The organism is Pseudomonas viridiflava (assembly GCF_900184295.1).
GTDB lineage: Bacteria > Pseudomonadota > Gammaproteobacteria > Pseudomonadales > Pseudomonadaceae > Aquipseudomonas > Aquipseudomonas viridiflava.
This window is the reverse complement of the sequence record NZ_LT855380.1, coordinates 820,104-834,908: the sequence shown is the minus strand read 5'-3', so window position 1 is coordinate 834,908 and position 14,805 is coordinate 820,104. Positions and strand designations below refer to the sequence as shown.

Here is a 14,805-nt window from a genome sequence, read left to right as displayed (position 1 = left end):
ATACAAGTCCTCTGGCTATGATGATCGTTCCTACGCTCTGCGTGGGAATGCCTCCCAGGACGCTCCGCGTCCGGTTGCGCCACCTGCGAACAACGTCTCAATACGAAGGTCTATTCGCGCGCTTTGTAATACTTGTAACCTTGGCTGATATATAGTCTCACCCGTTACAGCTCCCCCCTCTCAATTGCCGTCGATGAGTGCCCAAATGTTCAACAAAGGACTGTTTTTGGCTTGCGCGCTTGCGCTGCTGAGCGCCTGTGATTCTTCAACCTCGGAAAAGCCTGCGCCCGCAGCAGCGCCAGCCACTCAGGCGGCAACCGAGGCCAAGCCCAAGCCGGCGGTGGATCTGGCTGCGCTGAGCAAGCGCTACGCGGGCCGTGAACTGACGGTCATCGATGTCTCGGAAATCCAGGTCGACGGCGCCAGCACGCTGTCGGTGAGTTTTTCCGTACCGCTGGACCCGGAACAGAAGTTTGGTGAAAAACTGCATCTGGTGGACAGCAAGAATGGCAAGGTCGATGGCGCGTGGGAACTGTCCGACAACCTGATGGAGCTGCGTCTGCGCCATCTGGAACCGCAACGCAAACTGGTCCTGACCGTCGATGCCGGGCTGCTGGCCGTCAACAAGGCCAAGCTGGCGGCCGAATTCATCAGCCGTCTTGAAACCCGCGACCTGCAGCCCAGCGTGGGCTTTGCCAGCCGTGGCAGCCTGTTGCCGACCCGCCTTGCCGAAGGTCTGCCGGTGATCGCGCTGAACGTCGACAAGGTGGATGTCGAGTTCTTCCGCGTCAAAGCCGACTCGATGCCCAGCTTCCTCGCGCAGTGGGACGGTGCATCCAGCCTGTCCAGCTACAGCTCCGAAGAGCTGCTGCCGATGGCTGATCTGGTGTACGGCGGCCGCTTCGACCTCAAGCCAGCCCGCAACACCCGCGAAACCCTGCTGCTGCCGATTGCCGGAATCAAGGCCTTGCAACAGCCGGGCGTTTATCTGGCGGTGATGCGCGCTTCGGGCACTTACAGTTATTCGCAGCCTGCGACCCTGTTCACCCTCAGCGACATCGGTCTGTCGGTGCACCGTTACAGCAATCGTCTGGATGTGTTCACTCAGGCGCTGGAAGGCGGCAAGGCCATCAGTGACGTCAACGTCGAAGTCTACGATGACAATGGCAAGGTGGTCGCCCAGGGCAAGACCGAAGGCGACGGCCATACGCAACTGCCCTTGCCCGCCAAGGCTGCAGTGGTGCTGGCGCACAAGGATGAACAGACCAGCATGCTGCGCCTGAACAGCTCGGCGCTGGACCTGGCGGAGTTCGATATCTCCGGCCCGCAGGCGCATCCGCTGCAGTTCTTCATCTTCGGCCCGCGTGATCTGTATCGCCCCGGCGAAACCGTATTGCTCAATGGCCTGCTGCGCGACAACGATGGCAAGAACGTCAAGCCTCAGCCGATCACCGTGGAAGTACGCCGCCCTGACGATCAGGTCAGCCGCAAGTTCGTCTGGGAAGCCGACAAGGACGGCTTCTATCAGTATCAATTGCAGCTCGCCGACGAAGCCCCGACCGGGCGCTGGCAACTGGTGTTCGACCTGGGCGACGGCAAGCCGCAGCTCTATGAGTTCAAGGTTGAAGATTTCCTGCCGGAGCGTCTGGCACTGGAACTCAAAGGCAGCGATGTGCCGGTCGCGCCTGCCGATAATCCCGAGTTCGACATCACTGGCCGCTACCTGTATGGCGCGCCAGCCTCGGGCAACACCCTGACCGGTCAGGTGTACGTGCGTCCGTTGCGCGAAGCCGTGCCCAAACTGCCGGGTTATCAGTTCGGTTCGATCACCGAGGAAGACCTCAAGCACGACGTCGATCTTGAGCCTGTCACCCTCGACCCCAACGGCCATACGACACTGGCTGTTGAAACCAAATGGTCCGAAGCCAAATCCCCGTTGCAACTGATTCTGCAGGCCAGCCTGCAGGAGTCCGGCGGCCGCCCGATCACCCGTCGTCTGGTCCAGCCGATCTGGCCTGCCGAGCAGTTGCCCGGCGTGCGCGCGCTGTTCGGCAAGAGCTCCGGCGACGATGAATACGACGAGGACGCCAGCAAGGGCGAAGCGCAGACCGATGGCGACGGCCCGGCCGAGTTCGAAATCGTCATGGCAGACGCTGCTGGCAACAAGCTGGCAGCAGACAACGTCAAGGTGCGCCTGATTCGTGAGCGCCGCGATTACTACTGGAACTACTCGGCCGATGATGGCTGGAGCTATCACTTCAACGAGAAATTCCTCAACCTGAACGAAGAAACCGTCAGCCTCAAGAAGGACTCCACGGCCAAAATCAGCTTCCCGGTCGAGTGGGGCCCGTACCGCGTCGAAGTGGAAGATCCATCCACCGGCATGGTCAGCAGCATGCGTTTCTGGGCCGGTTACCGCTGGCAGGACAACACCGACGGCGGCGCGGTGAGGCCGGATCAGGTCAAGCTCGCGCTGGACAAGCCTGCTTACAACGACGGCGACACCGCCAAAATCACAGTCACGCCGCCTGCCGCAGGCAAGGGTTATCTGCTGGTCGAGTCCAGTGAAGGGCCGTTGTGGTGGAAGGAAATCGACGTGCCGGTCGAAGGCAAGTCGTTCGATATCCCGCTGGACAAGAAGTGGGCACGCCACGACCTGTACGTCACCGCGCTGGTGGTACGTCCCGGCGAGCGCAAGGCCAATGTCACACCCAAACGCGCGGTCGGCATTCTGCACCTGCCGCTGGACCGTTCGCAACGCAAGCTGGCGCTGCACGTCACCGCTCCCGAGAAGATGCGTCCCAAACAGCCGCTCAAACTCAAGGTCGCCGCGAAAAACGCCGACGGCAGCGTGCCGAAACAGGTCCGCGTGCTGGTCTCGGCCGTGGACGTCGGCATCCTCAACATCACGAGCTATGCCACACCGGATCCGTTCGCCAGCCTGTTCGGGCGCAAGGAATACGGTGCCGACCAACTGGACATCTACGGCCAGTTGATCGAAGCCGGTCAGGGTCGTCTGGCCAGCCTTGCCTTTGGTGGTGACGCCCTGGCCAAGGGCGGCAAACGTCCTGACACCAGCGTCACCATCGTGGCCCTGCAAAGCACGCCAGTGACCCTGAACGACGCCGGAGAAGGCGAAGTCAGCGTGGACATTCCAGACTTCAATGGCGAGTTGCGCATCATGGCGCAGGCCTGGACCGAGGACCGCTATGGCATGGCCGAAGCGAAGACCGTGGTCGCCGCGCCGATCATTGCCGAGCTGTCGACACCGCGCTTCCTGGCCGGTGGCGACCAGACCACGGTAGCGCTGGACGTCTCCAACCTGTCGGGCGCCGCTCAGAAGCTGGACGTGAAGATCAGCGCCGAAGGGCAGTTGAGCATTCCCGGCGGCGACCAGCTGAAACCGCTGCAACTCAAGCAAGGCCAGCGCGTCACCCTGAAAATACCCGTGCTGGCGCAAGGCGGTCTGGGTCAGGGCAAGATCAAGGTGTTGGTGGAAGGCCTGAACCTGCCGGGCGAAAACCTGCCTGCATTCACACGCGAATGGACCGTTGGCGTGCGTCCGGCCTACCCGGCGCTGCTCAGGCATTACCGGGCAACGCTGAACGATCAGCCCTGGAACCTGCCGGAAGGCGCGCTGGAAGCCTTTGAACCGGCCGGCCGCGAAGCCATGCTGTCGCTGTCGAGTCGTCCGCCGCTGAACCTGGGTGAGCAGATTCGTGCACTGAAAGCCTACCCTTATGGCTGTCTGGAGCAGACCGCGAGCGGCCTGTACCCGTCGTTGTACGCCGATGCCGCCACGCTCAAGCGTCTGGGCCTGACCGGCGAACCGGATGCCGAGCGCAAGCGCAAGGTCGAAATCGGTATCGAGCGCCTGCTGGGCATGCAGCGTTACAACGGCAGTTTCGGCCTGTGGGGCTCGGACAGCGAAGAGGAATACTGGCTGACCGCTTACGTCACCGACTTCCTGCTGCGCGCCCGCGATCAGGGCTTCGCCGTGCCGCCAGACTCGCTGAAGAAAGCCAACGAGCGTCTGCTGCGCTACTTGCAGGACGCCGGTCAGATCCAGGTCAACTACAGCCAGAATGCCGAGCACACCCGCTTTGCGGTTCAGGCCTACGCCGGTCTGGTGCTGTCGCGCAGTCAGCAGGCGCCACTGGCGGCCCTGCGCAGTCTGTTTGATCGCCGCAGCGATGCACGCTCCGGTCTGCCGCTGGTGCAACTGGCCGTCGCGCTGGAGAAAATGGGCGACAAGCCGCGTGCCGATCTGGCACTGACGGCAGGTCTGGCAATCAGTCGCAAGAACGAATGGCTGGCCGACTACGGCAGTTCGTTGCGTGATCAGGCGCTGATTCTGGCGCTGCTGGAAGAAAACGACATAGCCAAGGACAAGCGCGATGAACGCTTGTTTACCCTGGCCGATGAGGTCGCCGCCAATCGCTACCTGTCCACACAGGAAAGCAATTCGCTGTTCCTGGCCGGTCGCAACCTGCTGAACAAGCCGGACAAGGACTGGGCGGCAAAACTCACCAGCGGCACTGAAACGCGTGACCTGAGCAACAAGCAGCCAGCCCTGAAGCTCGACGGCCCGCTGCTGGCGTCACCACTGTCGGTCCACAACGAAGGCAGCGACCCGCTTTATCAGCAACTGACTGTGTCGGGCTACCCGACTCAGGCACCGGTTGCCGGTGGCGAAAACCTTACGATTCGTCGTGAGTACCTGAGCCTGAGCGGCGCGCCGCTGAACGTCGGTGCGCTGAAAACCGGGCAACTGGTGCTGGTGCATCTGGAAATCGGCGCCCGTCAGCGCGTGCCGGATGCGCTGGTCGTCGACTTGCTGCCAGCCGGTCTCGAGTTGGAAAACCAGAACCTGGCGCAAAGTTCGGCCAGTCTGGCAGACGCCAGCGAAGAGGTGAGAACCCTGCGCGAGTCGATGGAGAACGCCGGGATCAAGCATCAGGAATACCGCGGTGACCGCTATGTGGCCGCACTGGATATCAACGGCGGCACCAGCGTGCACCTGCTGTATCTGGCCCGCGCTGTGACACCGGGCACCTATCGTGTGCCGCCGCCGCAAGTGGAGTCGATGTATCGGCCGAACTGGCAGGCCCTGGGTGATGCGCCTGCGCAGATGGTTGTGAAGGGTAAGTGATCTGCCTTACGTGCCCGCTTGCACAGGGGCACGTCGCAGGGTGAAGGGCTGAATCAGTGAATGATCCAGCTCAGCAGCCAAAGGCCCAGTGCCAGCCAGATGATCCCGAGGATGATCGACGCACGCATGAAGGCACGGACGGCGGAGTACAGCAGCATCAGCCCGATGACCAGCGCCACAATGCTGATCAGCGAGGTGTCCATGCCCAAGGTGCGGGACAATCCGTCGACAAAGTTGCCGCCCGCGTGGGTGAAACCGTTGAACAGCCATGCCAGACCGTCGACGAAGAAGCGGATGACCGCGCCGATCGCCTGCCCGAGCCACTCAAAAAAGCCTTCTACCTGCATATGTCCATCCTGATTGGGGCCATGAATAAAATGATCTGTGCGCTTTGGCTGTCGCCAGGCGTGTCAGGTTCCGTGGATCATAAAGGCTCTTTGCGTTGAAACCTGAATTTCTTGTGCGTCTCATGACAGTTCTCCAGCCTGCACCGGGCTCGCTGCGCACGTCGCGCCTCTACAAATGTGTGCGCTGGACGGTCTGTATCTTGCTGCTGTTGGTCGCCCTGCTCTGGCTGGCGGACCGCATCTGGCCCCTGCCGCTGCCCAAGGATGATCTGGCCCGCGTGGTGCTGGCCGAAGACGGCACGCCCTTGTGGCGCTTTGCCGATGCCAACGGCGTGTGGCGCTACCCGATCAGCAACGATCAGGTGTCGCCGTATTACCTTGAAGCGCTGCTGACCTACGAGGATCGCTGGTTCTACAGCCATCCCGGCGTGAACCCGCTGGCGCTGGTGCGTGCTACCTGGCAGAACATCAGCGGTGCGCGCGTGGTGTCGGGCGGCAGCACGCTGTCGATGCAGGTCGCACGCCTGCTCGACCCGCATTCACGTACGCTGTTCGGCAAGCTGCGCCAGTTGTGGCGCACGGCACAGCTGGAATGGCACCTGTCCAAGGACCAGATCCTCGGCATCTATCTCAACCGCGCGCCGTTTGGCGGCACGCTACAAGGCGTGGCGGCTGCAAGCTGGGCGTACCTGGGCAAGTCGCCGCACAACCTGACCCGCGCTGAAGCGGCGCTGCTGGCGGTACTGCCCCAGGCACCCAGCCGCCTGCGTCCGGATCGTCACCCGCAACGGGCTCAGGTCGCACGGGACAAGGTGCTCCGGCGCCTGGCCGAATTTCAGGTCTGGCCACAGGGCAGTGTGAACGAAGCGCTGGAGGAACCGTTGTGGCTGGCGCCGCGTCAGGAACCGAGCCTTGCTCCGCTTTTGGCCCGACGCCTGAACCGTCCGAACAGCCCGCCGCTGATTCGCACCACGCTGGACGCCAGCCTGCAACGACGCATGGAAGACCTGCTGCTGGGCTGGCGGGCGCGTCTGCCGGAGCGCACGTCTGCGGCCATTCTGGTGGTCGAGGCCGAAACCATGGCGGTACGCGCCTACGTCGGTTCGGTGGATATCAATGACGCCAAACGTTTTGGCCATGTGGACATGGTCACCGCGCTGCGCTCGCCGGGGTCGACACTCAAACCGTTCCTGTATGGCATGGCGATGGATGCCGGGCTGATCCATTCCGAATCACTGATGCAGGACGTGCCGCGCCGGTATGGCGATTACCGGCCGGGCAATTTTTCGACCGGATTTGGCGGCCCGGTCGCGGCCAGTTCCGCACTGTCGATGTCGCTCAATCTGCCTGCGGTGCAGTTGCTGGAAGTCTACGGACCGAAACGCTTTGCCGCCGAACTGCGCAACGGCGGAGTGCCGCTGACCCTGCCGCCGCTGGCGGAGCCGAATCTGGCGCTGATTCTGGGGGGCGCGGGCAGTCGGCTCGAGGATCTGGTGACCGGTTACAGCGCTTTCGCTCGTGGCGGGCGCAGTGCAGATGTGCGCCTGCAGCCACAGGACCGTTTGCGCGAGCGGCGCATGATGTCGCCCGGCGCGGCATGGATCATTCGGCGGATTCTCAGCGGCCAGTCGCGCCCGGACATCGACCCTCGCGCCGAACTGGTGCAGCGCCCGCAACTGGCCTGGAAGACCGGCACCAGCTATGGCTTCCGCGACGCCTGGGCCATTGGCGTGGGGCCGCGCTTTCTGGTCGGTGTGTGGATCGGCAGGCCGGACGGTACACCCGTGCCGGGACAGTTCGGGCTGGCCTCGGCAGCGCCACTGATGCTGCAAGTGCATGACGTGCTGGTCAATCGCGACAGTCAGCGCGGCATTGCCGCGCCTGTTCAGCCTGTGCCCATGAACGTTGGCGTGGCTGCGATCTGCTGGCCACTGGGTCAGCCGATGAGCAAGAGCGACCCGAACTGTCGCCGCCAGCGTTTTGCCTGGACCCTGGACGGCACCACGCCGCCCACGCTGCAAGCGGCCGACCAGCCGCTCGGACTGGGGTTACAGGAAAGAATCTGGATCAACGCCAAGGGACTACGCGTCGCCGCCAGTTGCCCGGACGCTCAGCCACAGGACATCGCGCTGTGGCCCGCACCGCTTGAACCCTGGTTGCCCCGAGCCGAACGCCGTGAAGCACGCCTGCCTGCTGCCGACCCGGACTGCCCGCCCCAGAACCTCAATCTGGCGCCGCCACTGAGCATTGTCGGCGTGCGCGAAGGCGACCACCTGCGCCTGCCCGCCGCCAGCCGTCAGGCCTTGCGTCTCAAGCTCTCGGCACTGGGCGGCAGCGGTCGCCGCTGGTGGTTCATCGACGGCGCACAAGTGGCGGACACCGAAAACCAGCAGGACTTCACCCCGACCCTGAACAGGCTGGGGCGTTATCAACTGAGCGTGCTGGACGAAAGCGGCCAGACGGCTCGGGTGGAGTTCAGCGTGGTGGATTGAGGGACTGTGATCGTTTCCACGCTCCAGCATGGTAACGCCGCCCAGGACGCGGAGCGTCCCGGGTCATGCGCCTGTCAAGCCTGCGTACTCAGGTCCAATTGGGACGCGGAGCGATGGGCACGATCAGTGTTGAGGCGGACTTGTGTATAACGCCGAGCGCGGAGCGTGGGCACGATCGGGCAGGCAAGGACTCACTGAACCTGAAAGATCTTCGGCTCGGGAAAGAGGTTGTTCAGGGTTTCCAGCAGGCGGACGTGGTAGATGGGTTTGCGGAACAGGTCCAGCACATGCAGCCGCAGCATGTCGCTCACGTCGTCCATGTCGGCATGGCCGGAGGTGACGATCACCGGCAAGTGCTGACGCGAGGTGTGTTCCCTCAAGTGTTTGATCAACTGCAGACCGCTTTCCTCGGGCATGCGCAGATCGGTGATGACCAACGCGATGTCCGGATGAAGGGTCAGTTGCTGCAGGGCCATCTTGACCGACGATGCGGTGAAGCAGCAAAACCCCTCACCTTCGAGCAATTCCGCCAACTCTTCATTGGCGTCTTCTTCATCATCGACCAGAAGCAGCTGTTGGCGGGTAGGCTGGACGGCCATGGGGGATACCTTTGAGCGTGGGTCAATGCGAGCAGGATATCCAGATTTCCCGACTTGAAAAAGAGCCCTTAAGACAATAACCGTCTATGTCAGAGCGGCCTGAATTTGAGTAAACAGCGCTGTGACCCTGCCACTGATGGCAGGCACAAACGCAACCAGCGCAACCGCGACCATCGCTGCCAGCAGTGCATACTCGATGCCGGACGCCGCCTCCTTGTCCTTGATAAATGAACTGACCCGGGTGTGACACTCAACGTAAAGCGCGGTAAGGAACATCTTATTTCTCCTTGCGCCCTGAATGGCGCGACATGCATACACATGTGAAACCGTCTGCACCTACAGCATTGTCTCCATTCCCCAAACCCACAATCGTAATAAAGCATTAGTCGAAAAGTGATAATCGACGTCACACGCGACTTGCTGAAAGATCCCGCCTGCCCAACCGGGTCTTCTCCTTCACGTACCCCGCCAAAGCGCGCAATCCGACAAAAGTACGGGCACTTTGATAGGCCGTCGAATGGCGTTTTAAAGGCGTTGGGCTACCTTCATAGAACGAAATGGATGCGTTCATCCTTGCCCGCTTGCGCAGTTCACGCATGGGTTCGAGGTTGTCGTGCGATGACAAAGGGAAAGTTGCCATGAGCAGTCGTATCACCATGGTGCTCGCCGTGCTGTTTTTGCTGGGCGCGATCATCGCCGGGTATCTGGGAATCATCGTCAGTCGCCAGCCTGAAGCCGAACAGCCCGTTGCTGCTCCGCAGGCGCCTGCAGAGCCTGTTGCAGTGCCAGCCGCTCCGGTCACCGCTCCGATGGAAGACACTTTGCGCCAGAACGTCGTTGTGCTGGCGCGGGATGTTCCGGCCTACACGCCGATCACGGCGGATGACCTGACGGTGGAACGCCTCAAGGTCGCACCGGTCGGCAGCTTCGACTCCATCGAGGCTGCCGTCGGTCGCATGAGCTGGCGCGCGCTGAGCGCAGGGGCCTGGCTGAACCAAAGCAGCTTCGACGTCGGTGGCACGCTGGCCCGCATGATTCGCCCGCAGGAACGTGCGCTGGCCCTCTCGGTGGATGAAGTCACTGGCGCGGCCGGGCAGTTGAGTCCTGGTGACTACGTGGATGTACTGCTGTTTCTGCCGACCGACGCCGACAACCCTCGTCGCTCCAGTCAGGTGGCGGTCCCCGCGCTGCGGGTCCTGAGTGTGGGCGAATTGCTCGGACCGGGTCTTGACGGCAAGCCGGTCGATGCCATCAGCGCCAGTGACCGCATCAAACAGGAAGAGCGCCGCGCCACCGCTCGCACTGTGGTGGTGGCCGTACCTCAGGCCTTGCTCGCCCGACTGATGCTTGCCACCCAGAGCGGTACACTGCGTCTGGCCGTGCGCAGCGCGTCCGAGGGTAACCTGCAGGATTACTGGGCCAGCGAGAACACAACTCGCGCCGTGGCCGAACGTCTGGATTCAGCCAATCGCCAGATGGTCAGTTTCAGCCAGTTGAGCCTGAGCCCGGCAGCGGCCCCCATTCAAACCGGTGCACCTCGTACAAAGCATGAAGTCGAGGTCATACGCGGTAACCAGATTACGCAACAAACTCCCTGATCGAGCAAGGATTGCCATTGATGAGCTGTTGTTCTCTGTCCGCTACAAAACGCAGATTGCTGGCGTTGCTGTTAACTGCCTTATCGGCCCAATCGGCTTGGGCAGCGTCTGAAAAGTGCACCGGGCTCGCGGCGCTGCCCGCCGTGGTGGAAGTCAGCCAGGGCGTGCAGCAGAACGTCCAGTCGCCGGTAGCGATCACGCGGATTGCCGTGGGCGATCCGAAAGTCGCCGATGTGCATGTGAGCAGCAATGACGGTTTTCTGCTCACCGGCGTTGCCCCCGGCACGACCAGTCTGATGGTCTGGACGGCCTGTTCCAAAGCCCCGCGCCAGAGCATGGTGTTCGTGCGCGGCCGTGCGACCGCTTCGATGGTAGACGTACAGCCCCTGCCCTCTGCCGATGCGCAACTGCCCAGCCAGGTTCAGACCGATATCCGCTTCATCGAAGTGAGCCGTCGCAAACTCAAGGAAGCCAGCACCTCGATCTTCGGCAAAGGCTCGAACAATTTCCTGTTCGGCGCACCCGGCACCGTGCCTGGCGTGAACGTCACACCGGGAACCGTCAGCGGGACAAGGCCGAGCATTCCGCTGAACAACGACACCTTCAACATCGTCTGGGGCGGCGGCAGCAGCAAGGTGCTGGGCATGATCAATGCCATGGAAAACAGCGGCTTCGCCTACACGCTGGCGCGCCCGAGCCTGGTGGCGCTCAACGGACAAAGCGCGAGCTTTCTGGCCGGCGGCGAGTTTCCCGTGCCGGTGCCCAATGGCGAAGGCAACGGCATTTCGATCGAGTACAAGGAGTTCGGCGTACGTCTGACCCTGACGCCGACCGTGGTGGGCCGCGACCGAATCCTGCTCAAGGTCGCTCCAGAGGTCAGCGAACTGGACTTTACCGCAGGGATCACCATCGCAGGCACCTCCGTTCCGGCATTGAACATCCGGCGTACCGACACCAGCATCTCGCTGGCCGACGGCGAAAGCTTTGTGATCAGCGGGCTGATCAGCTCCAGCAACGTCTCGTCGGTGGACAAGTTTCCCGGCCTCGGCGACATCCCGATTCTGGGCGCGTTCTTTCGCAGTTCACAGATCCAGCGCGACGAGCGCGAACTGCTGATGATCGTCACCCCGCACCTCGTCCAGCCGCTGGCCGCCAATGCGCAGCTGCCGTCGCTGCCCGGCGAAAGCCTGCGCAACTACGACCCCAGCTTTCTACGCATGTACTTCCTGGAAAACGGCGACTTTGATCGCCAGGGCGGTTTGTCCCAATGAGTCAGAGCCTGAGCCAGACGTTTCTGGCAATCACCCGCAACACCACGGACCTTGAGTGGCTACAAGGCGCGCTGGGCTCGCTGGGTCAAGTGGTCAGCGCAGGCACCGGCAGTCTGGATGACCTGCTGGCTCTGGTGGATGTCACCTTTGCCAGCGTGGTGTTCGTGGGCCTGGACCGGGAACATCTGATGAACCAGAGCGCGCTGATCGAGGGCGCGCTGGAAGCCAAACCGATGCTGGCGATTGTTGCGCTGGGCGATGGCATGGATAACCAGTTGGTGCTCAACGCGATGCGCGCCGGGGCACGGGATTTCGTGGCCTACGGTTCACGCTCCAGCGAAGTGGCGGGGCTGGTCCGGCGCCTGAGCAAGCGCCTCCCCGCCGTCGCACCCAATCCCAACATGAGCGGGCTGTCGATGCTGTATGGCGCGCAAAGCGATGGCGACGGCGCGCTGATTGCCTCGCATCTGGCCATGACAGTGCAGAAAAGCGGACAACGCGCCCTGCTGCTGGATCTGGGTCTGCCGCGTGGTGACAGCCTGGCCATGCTCGGCCTGGAATCCTCGTTCAGTTTCGGTGATGCCCTGCGCCACTTGCGCAGGCTCGATGCAACGCTGATCGACAGCGCCTTCACGACACACGAAAGCGACTTGCGAATCCTCGCCTACACCGAAGCCGATGATCATCTGGAGCAATCCAGCGCCGCCGAGCTGTACATGCTGCTCAGCGCCCTGCGTCAGCACTTTCAGCACGTGATCGTGAACCTCGTTGGTCAGCCGGACAGTGAAGCGTTGCGCACCCTGGTCAGTCACTGCGACCAGTTGCTCTGGTACACGGACCAGAGCGTGCTGGGCTGTCGACGCAACCTGAACGTGCTCAACCTGTGGCGCGAAAAAGGCATGAAGCTGCAACACGCAGGGCTGCTGGTCGATCGCTACCTGCGTTCGGTCGCGCCCAATTCGGACACCATCGGCAAGACCTTCGGCCTGCCGGTACGCGCCGTGCTGCCCTACGCCCCGGAATTGCGCCTTAACGCCAAAAATCAGGGAGTGACGCTGTTCGAGCTGGCCTCGCGGGATTCGCTGTGCTCCGGGCTGCGCAAGCTGGGCGAGCATCTGGCAAGCAACTCCGAAGCCCATGACAAACCCGGACAAGGCTGGCTGGCCCGGCTATGGGGGAACAGGTAATGGCGGAAAAACTGTTTGGCGTCTCTTCGCGCTCGCAAAACAACGCCGATGACGGACAGGGCCTGAAACTGGTCCTGCACCGCTACATCATCGACGGCATCGAAGAAAGCGGCAAAAACCTGCTGGAAGGTTCACGGCCGGTGCTGGCGCAGTTTGTCATCGACAAGGTTGCCGAGTACGTCGCACGCCTGCGACTGGCCATTTCACGCTACGAAATGGAGCGTCTGGCAGAAGAACTGGTCGACGAACTGACCGGTTTCGGCCCGTTGGAAGTCCTGCTGCGCGACGATTCGATAACAGAAATCCTCGTCAATGGACCGAGCAAGGTCTTTGTCGAGCGTGACGGTGTGCTGCATCACACCGACCTGCGTTTCATCGACTCGCATCACGTCGAGCGCGTCATGCAACGCATTCTTGCCCCGCTCGGACGCCGACTCGACGAATCGTCCCCCATGGTCGATGCACGACTTCCCGATGGCAGCCGGGTCAATGCAATCATCCCGCCCATTGCCTTGGACGGACCTTGCCTGTCGATCCGGAAATTCCGTCGCGAGATGTTCAAAAGCGCCGATCTGGTGGCGATGCAGACCATCGACCAGCCGATCTTCGACTTCTTTGCCGAGGCCGTGGGCAAGCGCTGCAACATACTGGTCAGCGGCGGGACCGGCACGGGCAAGACCACTATGCTCAACGTACTCAGCCAACTGGTCGACACGCACCAGCGTCTGGTGACCATCGAGGACGTGGCCGAACTTCAGCTCAATCACCCGCACGTTGTCCGTCTGGAAACCCGACCGCCCAACGCCGAAGGTCACGGTGAAGTCCGCGCCAGCGATTTGATCCGCAACTCGCTGCGGATGCGCCCGGACCGCATCATTCTTGGCGAGATCCGCGGCGTCGAGGTGCTGGACGTACTGACCGCCATGAACACCGGTCACGATGGTTCGATGAGCACTGTGCACGCCAACAATGCCCAGGACGCCCTGCTGCGTCTGGAAACGCTGGTCGGTCTGACCGGACGACAGATTCCGGAAAAGACGCTCAGACAGATGATCTGCGCGGCGCTGGACGTGATCATTCAGCTCACGCGCCTGCCCGACGGACGCCGTGCGGTCAGTGAGGTGGTGGAAGTCGTGGGCATCCGTGACGACGTCTATGTCACCAATACCCTGTTCCGTCTGGATCGCCGCACCGGGTTCGGATTTCAGCGCGAGGCGATGCATGCCGCGGGCGAAAAACTGCGCCCCGGATACTGAGACGAAGGAGGCCCTGACATGAGCGCATCACTGTGGCTGGCCATCATCGCCGCGCTGTTGCTCTGCGCCTCTGCCTGGCTGTTTCTGACGGCGTTGAGTCGCGCCGACAGCGAGCGGATCATGGAGCGCCTGATTGCAGGCCAGGTAAAGCCAATCGTTGAAAGGCCGGGCTGGGTCTATCTGGACCGGGCTTTCCTGCGCGCAGGCCTTGGGCACCCGACCGAGCGTTTCCGTCTGGTGCTGATGACATGGGCGGGAATGATCCTGATCGGCTATCTCATGCTCGGCTGGTTTGGCGCCGCGACAGGCCTTATCGGCATGCCCTTGATGCTGCGGCTGTTCGTTTCGTGGCGCTACCACAAGCGAGTGCGACGCATGGTCGAGCAGTTGCCGCAGTTGCTCGATCACACCGTTCGCAGCCTCAAGTCCGGCAGAACGCTGGCGGACGCCGTTCTGCATGGCATAGAAGCCGCCGACCAGCCGTTGCGGGACGGCATGAGCCGCATCGAACGCAACGTGCAACTGGGCGTCGGCCTGCCGGATGCTGCACGGGACTTTGCCGAACTGTACGAACGGGACGAGTTTCACCTGTTCGCACTGGGCCTGCGCGTCAACCACCGCTACGGCGGCAACGCCAGCGAGCTGATGGAAAACCTGATCAGATTGATTCGCGAGCGGGAACAGGCCAGTCGTCAATTGCGCGCCATGACCGGCGAGACGCGCATGACCTCCGTGGTGCTGGCGCTGCTGCCAGTGGGCATGGCGGGCTACTTTCTGGCGGTGAACCCGACTTATCTCATCCACATGTGGAACGACAGCGGCGGCCGAATCATGCTGATGGCAGCCTTCATCCTGCAAGTAGTGGGCTGTCTGGCGCTGTGGCGCATGTTGCGGAGTATCTGA

Annotated in this window: 10 protein-coding genes; 7 read left to right on the top strand and 3 right to left on the bottom strand. The window is 62.3% G+C overall.

Going from position 1 to position 14,805, the window contains the following annotated elements; genetic code table 11:
• The first annotated feature begins 205 nt into the window (after positions 1-205).
• On the top strand, positions 206-5,152 hold the full coding sequence (locus tag CFBP1590_RS04115) for an alpha-2-macroglobulin family protein (protein ID WP_088234511.1): 4,947 nt from the start codon (positions 206-208) through the stop codon (positions 5,150-5,152).
• A gap of 53 nt (positions 5,153-5,205) precedes the next feature.
• On the opposite strand, the gene CFBP1590_RS04110 is transcribed toward CFBP1590_RS04115, so the two are convergent.
• A complete protein-coding gene (locus tag CFBP1590_RS04110) occupies positions 5,206-5,499 on the bottom strand; it encodes a hypothetical protein (RefSeq protein ID WP_004888398.1) in 294 nt (97 codons plus the stop codon).
• Positions 5,500-5,621: 122 nt separating this feature from the next.
• Here CFBP1590_RS04110 and pbpC point away from each other — a divergent pair, with 122 nt between their 5' ends.
• On the top strand, positions 5,622-7,991 hold the full coding sequence (pbpC, locus tag CFBP1590_RS04105) for a peptidoglycan glycosyltransferase PbpC (RefSeq protein WP_231991823.1): 2,370 nt from the start codon (positions 5,622-5,624) through the stop codon (positions 7,989-7,991).
• Positions 7,992-8,182: 191 nt separating this feature from the next.
• Here pbpC and CFBP1590_RS04100 read toward each other — a convergent pair whose 3' ends face one another.
• Complete coding sequence (locus tag CFBP1590_RS04100; RefSeq protein ID WP_058432827.1) at positions 8,183-8,590, bottom strand: response regulator; 408 nt, start codon at positions 8,588-8,590, stop codon at positions 8,183-8,185.
• An 84-nt stretch (positions 8,591-8,674) separates the two neighbouring features.
• Positions 8,675-8,866 carry a Flp family type IVb pilin gene (locus tag CFBP1590_RS04095; protein WP_088234510.1) on the bottom strand — a complete coding sequence of 64 codons (192 nt, stop codon included), beginning with the start codon at positions 8,864-8,866 and terminating at the stop codon, positions 8,675-8,677.
• A 362-nt stretch (positions 8,867-9,228) separates the two neighbouring features.
• Between CFBP1590_RS04095 and cpaB the strand changes: the two genes are divergently transcribed.
• Genes cpaB through CFBP1590_RS04070 form a run of 5 tightly spaced genes read left to right on the top strand, consistent with a single transcriptional unit; the run spans position 9,229 to position 14,805 of the window.
• Positions 9,229-10,188, top strand: a complete 960-nt coding sequence (cpaB, locus tag CFBP1590_RS04090) for a Flp pilus assembly protein CpaB (protein ID WP_058432834.1) — start codon at positions 9,229-9,231, stop codon at positions 10,186-10,188.
• A 20-nt stretch (positions 10,189-10,208) separates the two neighbouring features.
• Positions 10,209-11,459: a type II and III secretion system protein family protein gene (locus CFBP1590_RS04085; protein ID WP_088234509.1), complete on the top strand. Its 1,251-nt coding sequence runs from the start codon at positions 10,209-10,211 to the stop codon at positions 11,457-11,459.
• Entirely contained in the window at positions 11,456-12,646 is a 1,191-nt protein-coding gene (locus CFBP1590_RS04080) for a CpaE/TadZ family protein (protein WP_058432830.1), read from the top strand. The genes CFBP1590_RS04085 and CFBP1590_RS04080 overlap by 4 nt, the downstream gene beginning before the upstream one ends.
• Complete coding sequence (locus tag CFBP1590_RS04075; protein ID WP_029244000.1) at positions 12,646-13,902, top strand: TadA family conjugal transfer-associated ATPase; 1,257 nt, start codon at positions 12,646-12,648, stop codon at positions 13,900-13,902. The genes CFBP1590_RS04080 and CFBP1590_RS04075 overlap by 1 nt, the downstream gene beginning before the upstream one ends.
• Before the next feature lie 18 nt (positions 13,903-13,920).
• Positions 13,921-14,805 carry a type II secretion system F family protein gene (locus CFBP1590_RS04070; RefSeq protein WP_029244001.1) on the top strand — a complete coding sequence of 295 codons (885 nt, stop codon included), beginning with the start codon at positions 13,921-13,923 and terminating at the stop codon, positions 14,803-14,805.

Excerpts from the sequence above, each read along its gene's own strand:
- cpaB (WP_058432834.1), top strand. The coding sequence starts at position 9,229 with ATGAGCAGTCGTATCACCATGGTGCTCGCCGTGCTGTTTTTGCTGGGC.
- CFBP1590_RS04100 (WP_058432827.1), bottom strand. The coding sequence starts at position 8,590 with ATGGCCGTCCAGCCTACCCGCCAACAGCTGCTTCTGGTCGATGATGAA.
- pbpC (WP_231991823.1), top strand. The coding sequence starts at position 5,622 with ATGACAGTTCTCCAGCCTGCACCGGGCTCGCTGCGCACGTCGCGCCTC.
- CFBP1590_RS04085 (WP_088234509.1), top strand. The coding sequence starts at position 10,209 with ATGAGCTGTTGTTCTCTGTCCGCTACAAAACGCAGATTGCTGGCGTTG.
- CFBP1590_RS04115 (WP_088234511.1), top strand. The coding sequence starts at position 206 with ATGTTCAACAAAGGACTGTTTTTGGCTTGCGCGCTTGCGCTGCTGAGC.
- CFBP1590_RS04095 (WP_088234510.1), bottom strand. The coding sequence starts at position 8,866 with ATGTTCCTTACCGCGCTTTACGTTGAGTGTCACACCCGGGTCAGTTCA.
- CFBP1590_RS04080 (WP_058432830.1), top strand. The coding sequence starts at position 11,456 with ATGAGTCAGAGCCTGAGCCAGACGTTTCTGGCAATCACCCGCAACACC.
- CFBP1590_RS04110 (WP_004888398.1), bottom strand. The coding sequence starts at position 5,499 with ATGCAGGTAGAAGGCTTTTTTGAGTGGCTCGGGCAGGCGATCGGCGCG.
- CFBP1590_RS04075 (WP_029244000.1), top strand. The coding sequence starts at position 12,646 with ATGGCGGAAAAACTGTTTGGCGTCTCTTCGCGCTCGCAAAACAACGCC.
- CFBP1590_RS04070 (WP_029244001.1), top strand. The coding sequence starts at position 13,921 with ATGAGCGCATCACTGTGGCTGGCCATCATCGCCGCGCTGTTGCTCTGC.